This is a genomic window from Pseudoclavibacter sp. CFCC 11306, from assembly GCF_008831235.1.
GTDB lineage: Bacteria > Actinomycetota > Actinomycetes > Actinomycetales > Microbacteriaceae > Pseudoclavibacter_A.
Genome location: NZ_WBKF01000001.1, coordinates 1,016,560 through 1,028,859 on the forward strand (window position 1 = coordinate 1,016,560; position 12,300 = coordinate 1,028,859).

Genomic DNA, 12,300 nt, shown 5'->3' on the forward strand with positions numbered 1-12,300 from the left:
GGCCCAGACTACTGAACGGGGCCTTCTGCCAGCGTCACGGTCTGAGTGTGCGTGGTGCCCTGTGCATCGACCCAGGCGACAGAGACCTGATCGCCGACCGCATACTTCGCGATGATCGCGCTCAGGCCGTCGGCGCTGCTCACCGTCTGCCCGTCGATGGCGGTGATCGTGGAGCCGGCGCTGATGCTGGCTTCTGCGGCCGGAGTGTCGTCGACGACTCCGGCGACAGACGCACCACTGGTCTGAGCAGACGAGCCGCTGCGAGAGCCGCGATTCGACGACGAACCTGTCGAGCTGTTCGAGCTCTGCATCGAGACGCCCAAGAACGGGGCGCCGCCGATGCGCACGCTGCCTGACGCATCCTTGTTCTCGATCTGCTGCACCACACTCGTCACAGTCTGAATCGGAATCGCATACCCGACCACCGTTCCGCCGGTGCTCGCAGCCACCGTCATCGCGGCGACCTCGCCCTCGGCGTCGAGCACCGGCCCGCCCGAGTCGCCCGACACAACGTCGGCACCGAACTCGATGAGCCCGCTCAGGCTCTCGCCGGTCGTGCCGGCACCCGTTTCGGCGCCCGAGCCACTCCCCGAGCGCGCCGCTGCGCCCTGCGTCGTGATTGATTTGTTCGTCGCGGTGACTCGCCCCGCGGCCGCCACCAATGATCCACGGCCCTGCGCATTGCCGATCGCTGTGAGCGTGTCACCGGCGTTCACCCCGTCGTCGTCGACAGGCGCGACCTCGAGGCCGGATGCATCCTGCAGCTGCAGCAGTGCGACATCCTTCGTCGAGTCGCTGCCGAGCACCTTCGCGCTGTAGCTCGCGCCCGTCGACGCGACCGTCACCTTGATCTGCGTCGCGCCCTCGACGACGTGGTGGTTCGTCGCGATGAGACCGTCGCTCGTGAGCACGAATCCACTGCCGGCCGCTTCGCCGCTGCCGTAGTCGAGCACCGTCTCGATGATCACGGCGCCACGCTGCTGATCGGCGGATGCAGCGGTCGCGCCCGCGTTTGAGGTGCCTGACCGCCCCGAGTCGTCGATCGTATCGCCGCCGAGCCCGTAGGACTGGCCTGAGCCGTTGACGCCCGAGCCGCTGCCGCCTGAGCCGTTGACGCCGAAGCCGTTGCCGAACGCAGGCAGAGCCTGGCTGCTTCCAGAGCCGGTCTGGCCGGAGTGGAGACCGCCGGAGAGGGCAGTGATGCCGAGCGTCAGCCCCGCGCCGATGGCCATTGCACCGCCGAGTGCGAGGGCTTTGCGCCAGACGGCGGAGCCGCTGCGCGGCGACGCGGCCGGGCTGGCGGGCTGCTGCTGCTGCTGCGCGGCATATGCAGTGTCTGTCGTAAACGCCCAGTTCGGCACGTCCCGGTCATCGGTCTTCGGGTTCTGGCTGTGTGTGCTCTGGTCGTTCTGCCCGCCGTGCACCTGCTGCTGGCGGGGCACCGCTTGGGTGTCGTCATCGTCGTACATGAAGTGCCTCCTCGTTCGTACTGTCAGTACAGACCGCGAAGCTGAGTGCTGCTTGGCGCTTGCCGGTGCGCGGTCTTTTCAGTTACTGAGAAAGACCTGTCAAAGAAAGTACCCCGCTGTCATCCGCCCCAAGTCCGCGACACCTGACCCGCCTCAGGCTCGTCTGCACGCTTGTCTGCGGGCTCACCGCTTCAGGGCACCTCGACGAGCGCCTAGACTGAATCGAGCGGTCACGTGCAGCGCCGTCTCGCACTCTTGATCATCTCTTTTCACTGGCTTTCGAAGGTGCCCATGTCTCAGCCGACTGACGAAGCACCTGACGCCGATCGGCCCGTTCCCCCTCCCCCGGCAGACAGACGAGCAAGCCCGGCTACGCTTCGAGACGTCGCCGCAGCCGCCGGGGTCTCTGTGGCGTTGGTCAGCTATGCGCTCAACGGCACCGGGCGCGTCTCTGCAACGACTGAGGCTCGAATTCTGCAGATCGCCGACCAGCTCGGCTACCGGGCGAATCGACTGGCTCGTGCCCTGCGAACCGGCCGCTATTCAACAATCGGCGTGATCATTCGCAACCTCCGCAACCCGCTCTTCGCCGACGTGCTGAGCGCGATGGAAGACGAGGCCCGCGTGCAGGGCCTCGCCCTGACGATTCGCAACTCACGATACGACCTCGACGATCAGCAGCGTCTGCTCGACTCGCTGGTCGACGACGGCGTGCGTGCGATCGTGATCGCGCCCGTCGGCACAGGTGACGAGCTCGCCGCCTGGCAGCGTCAGCATGCTCACATTCCGCTTGTCGCGCTGAACATGTCGATGCCGCGGACGACATCCGTGTCGACGATCAACCCGGATCATCAGGAAGCCGTTCGACTCGCGGTCGAGCACCTCGCTGCGCGGGGGCACCGAAGGATCACCTTCGTGGCTGCGCCACGGCATCTCGCAGCCGATCTGACGCGGGAGATCGCCTTCGTCGAGCAGTGTGCCCGCCTCGACGTTACGCCGCGCACTCTGCGCACGAAACTGACGGTAGAAGCGGTACAGAGGGCCGTCGCAACAGACCTTGCCAATCGTGACCGCTGCGAGGCGCCGGCGTTCCTCCTAAACAGCGACCACCTGGCAGCAGGCGTCTATCATGCCGCTCGCGGGGCGGGGCTGGAACTCGGGCACGACCTGAGCGTCGTCGGCCACGACAATCTGCCTTCTTCTGATCTTCTGGCGCCGGGGCTGACCACGATCGCATTCGACAGAGACCAGCTGGGGCGAGACGCGGTTCGTCTGGCACTGTCGCCCGGCTCTCAAGAGCACATCGTGCTGCCGGTGCGGCTCGTCTCGCGTGGCTCGGTGCGCTGAGACCGCACCGAGTTCACGGCCTGTTCACCTCGCTTTCCACTTCTCGAAAGGCTGATTCAGACCCGTGTTCACCAAACGCTGAAACCTTTAAGCAGTCGAAGCTCGCGACGCCGACAACAGTCGCTGCGAGAGCGGAATACAGCATCCAGAGGAGTCAGAATTGCGTAAGTATCAAGGAATCGCCGTCGTCGGTATGACGGCCGCGCTGCTGGTTGGCCTGGCCGGCTGCTCGGGATCATCGAGTTCATCAGCAGACGGCGAGCAGGATGGCGACAGCGTCATCACGTACAACAGCCCGAAGGAATGGGGCAACTACGGCGAGGTGCTCTCGTCGTTCACACAGGAAACCGGCATCCAGGCGCCCAACGACCCCAAGAACTCGGGCCAGGCACTCGCTGCCATGCAGTCGGAACGCGACGCACCGGTGGCAGACGTCGCCTATGTGGGCATCGCGTTCGCACAGCAACTGACCGATGCCGGCCTGCTGCAGCCCTACACGCCGAAGGGCACCGATGACGAGGCGGCAGACCTCAAATCTTCCGAGGGCCTGTGGCACACCGTGCACACCGGCACCGTCGCGTTCATCGTGAACAAAGATGCATTGGACGACCTGCCGACGCCGACCTCATGGGCCGATCTACTCAAGAGCGAATACCACGGCAAAGTCGGCTATTTGGATCCGTCGCAGGCAGCGGTCGGCTATTCGGTCGCTACCGCGGCGAACCTCGCCATGGGCGGTGACCTCGACAATTGGCAGCCCGGCCTCGACTACCTCGGCAAGCTCAAAGACAACGGCGCGGTCACTCCCGCTCAGACCGCAACGGCCAAGGTCTCTCAGGGAGAGATCCCCATTCTCATCGACACCGACTTCAACGGCTACAACCTCAAAGACAAGGGCAGCAACGTCGACGTGGTGATTCCACAGGAGGGCAGTCTGCAGATGCCGTATGTCGTCGGCCTGGTCAAAGACGCCCCGCACCCGAACAACGGCAAGCGGCTGCTCGACTTCTACTTCTCTGAGCAGGGGCAGTCGCTCTTCGCCAAGGGCTACATGCGCCCGGCCCTCGGCTCCATGCCCGATGACGTCAAGTCGAAGGTGCTGCCCGACGCTGACTACGAGCGCGCCAAGACCGTCGACTTCATCAAGATGGGCAGTGAGCAGAAGTCGTTCATCGACCACTACACGGCTCAGGTCGCCAACCGCTGACATGGGCATTCAGCACTCCCCACGGGCCGCCCGAAGTCAGTCGACAGCCGGCTGGCTTCTGGCGGCCCTGCCCGGGACGATTCTGCTGGTCTTCTTCGGCATCGTTCCCCTTGCCTTTCTGCTGATGTCGTCGCTGGGGCTCGGAAGACTCGGCACCGGCGAGAGCGCCGGGCCGACGCTGTCGTACCTCGCGCAGGCGTTCACGAATGGCCCGCTGCTCTCAGAGCTCTGCAACTCGCTGCTGATCGCCGGCGGCGCAGCCGCCATCACGACCATCGCCGCCGTTCCGATCTGCATCGCCCTGAGCCGACGGGCACGCACGGGGCGCCCGACGTCACTGAGCGAAGCGATTCTGACGCTGCCCATGTCACTGCCCGGAACGATCATGGGCTTCTTCGCGATCATCTTGATCGGCCGCACCGGCATCCTCGGTGCCATGATTCCGGCGCTGAACGGCGTGGCCTACATGCCGCTCGGCATTCTGATCGCCTACATCTCATTCTCACTGCCACGTGCCGTGTCACCGCTGAGGGCGGCAGTAGAAGGTCTCGACAGCGACGCGATCGACACGTCACGGGTGCTTGGCGCCTCGGCTGCCCAGTCGTGGTTCACCGTCACGCTTCCCACTCTGCTGCCGGCCATGGTCAGCGTATTCGGAACCGTCGCCGCCGTCGCGCTGGGGGGATACGGCACCATCGCCACGCTTTCGGAGGGCAGCATGCGTCTGCTGCCGCTGTCGGTGTCTGACGCGCTGACGAATCACTACGCGATTGCACAGGCCTCGGCTCTCGCCATCGTTCTCGCCCTGACTGCGACTGGCATTCTCATCGTCTCTCGACTGCTCACCTCACGATTGGAGCATTCCCGTTGAATCGTACTTCCTGGAGTGACCGTCTGGCCGTCTGGGTGGCACTCGCCTTCACCCTCATTCCCATCGGCGCCTGCTTCGTCGCGGCCACCAGCGTGAACTTCGCCCAAGGTCCATGGGGCGCAGGCATCACCTTCGAATGGCTTGCCCAAGCCGTGTCACAGCTCGGCCCCATGCTCACCCGCAGCCTCGCTCTGGCGGCGGTCATCGCGGTCGCCAACCTCGTGTTCGGCTACGGCCTGAGCGGTTGGATCGCGCGCAGCGGCTCCAGGCTGTCGAAGCTCGTCGGCCAGGTGGTGAACCTTCCGCTTGCTGTGCCAGGCATCGCTTTGGGCATCGCTCTCGTCACGTTGTACCCCAAGCTGCGTGCCAGTGGTCTGCTGTTGGCATGCGGGCACTTGGTCTTCACACTCCCGTTCACCCTCGCGACGCTGATTCCAGCGCTGCGAGATCCTGCAGTGCAAGAGGCCGAGATCGTCGCTCGCACACTCGGGGCGCGAACGCTCACCCGCGCACGCACCGTGACCCTCCCAGCCATACGAATCGCTCTGGGGCAGGCGGCCATCACCGCTTTCGCCCTGTCATTCGGCGAGTTCAACATCAGCTTCTTCGTCAACCCGCCGGCCTCGACCTTCGCTCCGTTCGCACTGTTCGACGCCTATGCGACGCAGCGCCTCGAGGTGGCCTCAGCCGAGACCATTCTTTTTCTGCTCTGCCTACTGCCGGTGCTGCTCGTTGTCGTGCTGCTGACCCGGCGTCAGAGCTCTTCTGCCACAATCACACGAAAGGCCTGACTCTTGTCTGATCCCAAGCGCACCGCAGAGGGCCGCGACCGCGGTCTGCGCATCGAAAGCCTGCACGTCTCGTACGGCAGTCAGACTGTGCTCTCTGACATAACCCTCGACGTGCCCGCCGGTCGCACCCTCGCGATCGTGGGACCATCAGGCTGCGGCAAGAGCACGCTGCTCAAGACGATCTGCGGACTGCTCACACCTGACTCTGGAACGATCACGCTCGCCGGGCGAAACATCACCTCGCTCGCTTCAGAGCGGCGAAACATCGGCCTCGTGCCGCAGAACTACGCGCTCTTCCCGCACCTCAATGTGCAGCGCAACGTCGAGTACGGGCTGCGCGTGCGCCACGTGCCGCGTGACGAACGCTCTCGTCGTGTTCAGGAGGCGCTCTCGTTCGTACAGCTCGAAGACCTTGCCCGTCGTCGCACCAACGAACTCTCTGGCGGGCAGCGACAGCGTGTGGCTCTGGCACGTGCGCTGGTAATAAGCCCCGATGCGCTGCTGCTCGACGAGCCTCTCTCGGCGCTCGACCCGCAGCTGCGGGTGAGCATGCGACGCCAGCTGCGCAGCATACTTCAGTCGGTGACCAACAGTGTGCAGGTTATCGTCACCCACGATCAGCAGGAAGCCATGACCATGGCCGACCTCGTGGCCGTCATGCGCGACGGTCACGTGGTGCAGGTCGGTTCGCCTCAAGAGATCTGGGCACACCCGGCAGACGCATTCGTCGCCGATTTTCTCTGCAATGCGTCTCTGCTCGACGTGACCGTCACCGATTCGGCGGTGCACGCCTTCGACGGCACCTGGAGCATTCCCAATGTGGCGTTCGACGAGGTTCCCGCACCCGGCTCTGCACGCATGCTGGTACGCCGCGACAGTCTCGAGGCGAGCCCGTCGCTCGTCTCGCCGAGCGCATCCTCGCAACGGGCGGCGCTGCACGACCATCCCTCAGCATCCGTCATCGGTCTCGTGCTCGCTTCTGAGTACACCGGCGAGCGACACCTGCTGACAGTCGACGTCTCAGGCACTCGGCTTCCTGTCACGATGTCGCCCGAAGACGGCCGTCAGGTTCAGGTCGGGGCTCACGTCGGCCTGTCACTGCGACCCGGTGGGGCCATGCTCTTCGCCGAGGAGGCCGCACGATGACGCTGCGCATTGAGATTCTCGGCGCCAACGCCACCGCGCCGACGAAGTGCGGCCCCGCTTCGGGGTCGCTGGTTCTGGCAGGCGACGCCTGCATCTTGGTCGACGCCGGCCCCGGTGTCATGGGTGAGTTCTGCCGCCGACATGAGCTCTCTGAGATCGCTGCGATCACGCTGACCCATCTGCATGCGGATCACTGCCTGGATCTGATGGCCCTCGCCTACCGGTGGACGTTTCCCGAGGTGCTCCCTCGCATTCCCCTGTATCTTCCGGCCGGCGAGACGCATCGAGTGCGGGACTTCGACGCGCTCTTCGGCATTCCGACCCTGCCCACGATGCACAGCCCGATCGAGGGCAGCTTTCGGCTCGCCGAGACGCCGACCGGGAGCGCACCTGACGCAGTGACTCCGGCCCTGCCGCCCCGGCTGGGCGGGCTCAAGCTCGCGACGGCGGCCGCCCACCACGCCGTCCCGACCGCCTGCCAGCGCTTCGAACTCGACGGCCGCGTCGTGTCGTTCACCGGCGACACCAGTGACTGCCCAAGTCTCAGAAGCGGCATTGCCGGCAGCGACGTGCTTGTCTGCGAATGCACCTATCTCGACGGCGATCCCACGGTGCTCAGCGGCCACGGGCACCTGACCGCCACACAGGCCGGCAGGCTTGCCGCTGAGACCGGTGTGCGTCATCTCGTGCTGAATCACTTCAGCACCGATGACATGCATGACGAGGCACGGCGACGCGCGGCCGAGCATTTCGACGGCCCGATCACAGTCGCCGAGCCCGGTCTGTGCATCGAGGTGTGAGCGCCGGCGCGGGGCGCACGGTGGCCCGCCCAGCGCCGACTCGCTCTGTGCCCTCACAACGTGTCGCCGTAAGATGTTCGGATGAACCCGAACCTTGGCCCGGCCCCAGCTCAGCGGCCGAGGGCCGACTCGGGAACGCCACGCGTACGCCCAGACCAGCACGGGGTCGAACGAGCACGGCAGCGTGTTCGCCGGCGCCGTTGGATCGCCGCCATGCTGCTCGCCTGCTACGTCATCGGGCTCGCGTTCATCGCGCTGTGGCCCACGCCGGTCGACAGTGACGTCAGCCCGCAGCTCGCGCACGTTCTGAAGTGGCTGAATCAGCACGGCATCCCCGCATTCTTCGACTACTCATTCGTCGAGCGATCGGCCAACGTGCTGCTCTTCGTGCCCGCAGGCCTACTGCTCGCGATGCTCATGGCGCGGCACCGGTGGTGGCTGGCCCTGGCCATCTGCGTGGTGGGCTCGTGTCTGATCGAGCTGGGACAGCTGCTGCTGCTCCCCGCCCGCTACGCCACACTCGACGACGTCGTGATGAACAGTCTCGGCGCACTCATCGGCGTCGGCATCGCAGCACTCGTCACGCGCCGCAGCTGACCGTCGCACCGCCGCACCGCGTGTCACCGCACGAGTCGGTACCGATGCTCCGGGCGTCCGGCCTGCCCGTACTGCAACTGCACCTGTACGATGCCCTCCCCCGCCAGCGTGGTCAGATACCGCTGCGCCGTCGACCTCGACACTCCGATCGAATCCGCTACCTGCTGAGCCGACACCACATCCTGTGCCTCTTCGAGCGCGGTCACGACCGCGCGCTCCGTCTCGGAACGCGACCGCGGAGCTGCGGCATCGCCGCTGTGCAGAATGCGCTGGGCGCGCTCGACCGCCTCCTGATCGATCTGAGTGCCCTCGCGCAGCACACGGCGATAGCGCAGATAGGCCTCCAGCCGCGCTGTGAGCAGTGTGCGCGCGAACGGTTTGATCAGCATGCCCAGTGCACCGCTGCGCAGCACCTGCCGCACGGTCACGGCGTCGTTCGCCGCGCTCAGTACAAAGGCGTCGACGTCGATCTCGCGCAGCAGCGAGATCCCACTGACATCCGGAAGATACAGGTCGAGAAGCAGCAGATCGGGCTGTTCATGACGCACCGCCTCGATCGCCGCACGCCCCGAGTGAACCGGTTCCAGAGCGCTGAATCCCTCCACAGCGTCGACGTATCGCGCATGCAGGTCGGCCACGCGAAAGTCGTCGTCGACGATGAGCACCCGATGATCGGTCATCATTCCTCGTTCTCTGCATCGTTCACGGTGGCACACTGCTGAGTCTCGACCTCGACCGTGTTGGGCAGACGTGCGCAGAACACCGCGCCCCCGTTCTCTGTTCGCGCGGAGGCCACCCACACGTCGCCTCCCATTCGCCTGGCGATCTCACGACTGAGCGGCAGCCCGATGCCTCGGCCGTGTGCACCGGCCAGCAGACCTCCGCGCTGTGTGCGGATGCCGCCCGACAGCCCGCCTGCCGCCTCACTGAATTCACCGGCTCGGGTTTCGACAGACTGTACGGCATCGAGCGTGTACAGCTGTTCTGTGGTCGTGACGAACGGATCGGTGCCGGCAGGCACGCCGTCACCGGAGTCGGCGACGACCAACACGCATTCGTCTCCGTCGTTCATGATCTCGACCTCGACCCAGGGCTGTGCGGCGACGTCGTCATTCCTCTCGGCATTGATCGCCGCCCGCAACGCGTTGTCGACCAGGTTGCCGAGCACAGTGGCGATCGTCTCGGCGTCGTGCACCCGACCGTTCACCGCCGTCTCTGAGCCGACGGTCAGCAGCACGCCGTGCTCTGCGGCCTGCGTGCCTTTGGCGCCGAGGAACGCCTGCAGGTACGGATCGCTGACACGGTCGAGATGCCGCACCGGGTACCGCAGCGGCCCATGTTCGAGCAGCCTGCCGAGATACCGCCGCGCCTCGTCGGTCTGCCCGACCTCGAGCAGACCGTGCACCGCATGCAGACGGTTCGCGAACTCGTGACGCTGCACGCGCAGGGCCTGACTCATCGCATCCACTGCCTGCAGTCGTTCGGTCATCTGCAGCACGTCGGTCTTGTCTCGCAGAATGACCACGCAGCCCACATCGTGACCGCCGCGGCCCACAGGTCGCACGTCTGCGAGCACGACACGACTCGCGACGACGGTTTCGAGTGCGCATCCACGTCGATCGGCCAGCGTTCGACGCACGGCGCGATGCAGATCCTCGGGCAGCGAGAGGTCGGCCCACCGGCGTCCTACCAGCGTTCCGTCGCCGATCAGTCGAATCGCGACGTCGTTCGCAGTGGTGACGGCACCGTCATCACCCACTCCGATCACTCCTTCGTCAACGCTCTCCAGCGTTGCCTCCTGGTTCTGCGCGAAGCTCACGAAGTCTTCGGGCCTGACCCCCAGGGTGAGCCGCCGCAGTCGCCGCCAGACCAAGATCGATGCGACGACACCGAGCAGCACCGTGCCGAGTGCGGCGAGCGCCACCGGCCAGAGCGCGGCGGGGAGCCCCGACCAGATCAGATCTCGAGAAAGCCCGACGCTCACCTCGCCGATCACCGAGCCGTCAGACGGCGAGCGCAGAGGAACCTTCGCACGTGCGGATTGGCCGAGCGTTCCGCGCTCTTCGATCTGGACTTCTTCTCCCTGCAGCACGGGCCCCATGTCGGTGCTCACCGGCCGCCCGATCTCGTCCGGGTTCGGGTGTGAGAGACGAATGCCGTCGCGGCCTGCCACCACGACGAAGAGGGCTCCTGTTCGCTCGCGCACGGCCTCTGCGGTGCGAGCCACGTCGGTGCGCGCAGAGACGGCTTCGGCCGCCTCGGCGTCTGAATGATGGATGTCGTCGCGGCTGAGTTCGACGGCGCGCTGCACCTGAGGGTCGCTCGCGACGCTCCGCGCGATCGCAGTCGACTCGGCCTGCGCCTGGTCGAGACGCTGCTGCCAGGTGATCCAGCTGAACGCGCCGGAGAGCACAAGGGCGACGCCGAGCATCATGACCAGCTGCAGCACGATGATCTGGCCGGTGAACGACCAATGGCGGCGGGGCGTGCGGGTCATGAGCTCCTTTTCTCGGTCGATAGGCATTCAGCCTAGCGACACCTCGATCATGACATCTCGGTGACCACACAGTGCCGTGCACAGAATGCACACAATAGGTTTTTCGCGACTTTCGCAGTCCAATGCGTACAACCGCGCCCGAAGCCCTCGGCCCTGTCTAGTCTGACGTCGGCACGCCGCTTCTGTTTCCCCGCAGGGCGGGGTGCCGCTTTCTCGACAGCGCTGACAAAGGAGTCATTATGCTCGTCATTCTCGGTTTCGGGATGATCCTCACCTTCATGGTGCTGATCATGACAAAACGTCTCTCGCCCGCCGTGGCACTGATCGCGGTGCCCACGATCTTCGCTCTGTTCACCGGCATCGGCTGGGGTCTCGGCGATGCGATCACGCCGGCGGTCAAAAGTCTGGCACCGACCATGGCGCTGCTCACTTTCGCCATCGTGTTCTTCGGCACCATGCTCGACGTCGGCCTCTTCGACCCGCTTGTGCGCGGTATCACCAAGGTGTGCGGCACTGACCCGGTGAAGATCGTGGTCGGCACCGCCGTGCTGGCGGCCGTCGTATCACTCGACGGCGACGGGTCGACCACATTCATCGTCGTCACCTCTGCACTGCTGCCGATCTATCTCAAGATGGGCCTGAGCCCTGTGGTGCTGACCTGTGTCGCCGGTCTGGCGAACGGCACGATGAACATCATTCCGTGGGGAGGGCCCACAGTGCGAGCCGCTGCGGCGCTGCAGGTCAGCGCGACAGACGTGTTCGTGCCGATGCTCCCCTCGCTCGGCGTCGGGCTGCTGGTGATGCTCGCGTTCGCCTGGCACCTCGGCGTACTCGAACGGCGGCGTCTGGCAACGGCAAATGGCTTCTCAGGCTCGGTGAACACCGAAGTGCTCACGACCGTCTCACAGGACAGCCTGGTCAGCGGCATGCTCGACCCCGACCGTGAGAAGCGTCGCCCGAAGCTCTTCTGGTTCAACGCCGTGCTGACCCTGGCCGTGCTGGTGCTGCTCGTCGTCGACGTGCTGCCGCTCTACTACGTCTTCATGCTGGGCACCGCACTGGCCCTCATCGTGAACTTTCCCAAGCCGAGCGCACAGTTCGAGCAGCTCGTCGCCCACGCGTCCAGCGTGCTCTCGGTGGTCTCGATGGTCATGGCCGCAGCCGTGCTGATCGGCGTGCTCGACGGCACGGGCATGGTCGACGCGATGTCGAACTGGCTGGTCTCGATCATCCCGAGCTCACTCGGCCCGTACTTGGCGGTCATCACCGGCGTGCTCAGCATTCCGATGACCTTCTTCATCAGTAACGACGCGTTCTACTACGGCATGCTGCCGGTGCTGGCGCAGAGCGCCCAGCAGTTCGGCATCGAGCCCGTCGAGATGGCCCGGGCTTCGATCATCGGGCAGCCGTTCCATCTGCAGTCGCCGCTGGTGCCCGCCATCCTGCTGCTGGTCACCCTGGCCAAGGTCGACTTGGGCGATCATCACAAGAAGGTGCTGTGGCGGGCGGCGGCCGTGTCGATCGTGATGCTCGTCGTCGGCGTGCTGGTCGGAGTCATCCCCTTCGGCTGATCGG

General features: G+C 65.5%; 11 protein-coding genes. 8 read left to right on the forward strand and 3 right to left on the reverse strand.

Features of this window, described 5'->3' with window-relative positions; all coding sequences use genetic code 11:
- Positions 1-8: 8 nt before the first annotated feature.
- Positions 9-1,469 (reverse strand): S1C family serine protease, encoded by a 1,461-nt coding sequence (locus tag F8O09_RS04440; RefSeq protein WP_158054066.1) that lies wholly within the window; start codon positions 1,467-1,469, stop codon positions 9-11.
- 291 nt (positions 1,470-1,760) lie between these two features.
- On the opposite strand from F8O09_RS04440, the gene F8O09_RS04445 reads away from it, so the two are divergent.
- The 7 genes from F8O09_RS04445 to F8O09_RS04475 all read left to right on the forward strand — a co-directional run bounded on the left by F8O09_RS04445 (position 1,761) and on the right by F8O09_RS04475 (position 8,228).
- Positions 1,761-2,816, forward strand: a complete 1,056-nt coding sequence (locus F8O09_RS04445) for a LacI family DNA-binding transcriptional regulator (RefSeq protein ID WP_158054067.1) — start codon at positions 1,761-1,763, stop codon at positions 2,814-2,816.
- A 160-nt stretch (positions 2,817-2,976) separates the two neighbouring features.
- Positions 2,977-4,023 carry an extracellular solute-binding protein gene (locus tag F8O09_RS04450; RefSeq protein ID WP_225732869.1) on the forward strand — a complete coding sequence of 349 codons (1,047 nt, stop codon included), beginning with the start codon at positions 2,977-2,979 and terminating at the stop codon, positions 4,021-4,023.
- Between the two features lies 1 nt (position 4,024).
- A complete protein-coding gene (locus tag F8O09_RS04455) occupies positions 4,025-4,894 on the forward strand; it encodes an ABC transporter permease subunit (protein WP_192497554.1) in 870 nt (289 codons plus the stop codon).
- Entirely contained in the window at positions 4,891-5,685 is a 795-nt protein-coding gene (locus F8O09_RS04460; protein ID WP_225732870.1) for an ABC transporter permease, read from the forward strand. Before F8O09_RS04455 ends, F8O09_RS04460 begins: the two co-directional genes overlap by 4 nt.
- 3 nt (positions 5,686-5,688) lie before the next feature.
- Positions 5,689-6,831 (forward strand): ABC transporter ATP-binding protein, encoded by a 1,143-nt coding sequence (locus tag F8O09_RS04465; RefSeq protein WP_158054069.1) that lies wholly within the window; start codon positions 5,689-5,691, stop codon positions 6,829-6,831.
- Entirely contained in the window at positions 6,828-7,631 is an 804-nt protein-coding gene (locus F8O09_RS04470) for an MBL fold metallo-hydrolase (protein WP_158054070.1), read from the forward strand. The genes F8O09_RS04465 and F8O09_RS04470 overlap by 4 nt, the downstream gene beginning before the upstream one ends.
- 81 nt (positions 7,632-7,712) lie before the next feature.
- A complete protein-coding gene (locus F8O09_RS04475; protein ID WP_225732871.1) occupies positions 7,713-8,228 on the forward strand; it encodes a VanZ family protein in 516 nt (171 codons plus the stop codon).
- Between the two features lie 23 nt (positions 8,229-8,251).
- Here the strand turns inward: F8O09_RS04475 and F8O09_RS04480 are convergent, their stop codons facing one another.
- Both F8O09_RS04480 and F8O09_RS04485 read right to left on the reverse strand, forming a co-directional pair.
- Complete coding sequence (locus F8O09_RS04480) at positions 8,252-8,908, reverse strand: response regulator (RefSeq protein WP_318655746.1); 657 nt, start codon at positions 8,906-8,908, stop codon at positions 8,252-8,254.
- Positions 8,908-10,725 carry a sensor histidine kinase gene (locus F8O09_RS04485; RefSeq protein ID WP_158054072.1) on the reverse strand — a complete coding sequence of 606 codons (1,818 nt, stop codon included), beginning with the start codon at positions 10,723-10,725 and terminating at the stop codon, positions 8,908-8,910. The genes F8O09_RS04480 and F8O09_RS04485 overlap by 1 nt, the downstream gene beginning before the upstream one ends.
- A gap of 239 nt (positions 10,726-10,964) precedes the next feature.
- On the opposite strand from F8O09_RS04485, the gene F8O09_RS04490 reads away from it, so the two are divergent.
- Positions 10,965-12,296: a CitMHS family transporter gene (locus F8O09_RS04490; RefSeq protein ID WP_158054073.1), complete on the forward strand. Its 1,332-nt coding sequence runs from the start codon at positions 10,965-10,967 to the stop codon at positions 12,294-12,296.
- Positions 12,297-12,300 lie beyond the last annotated feature (4 nt).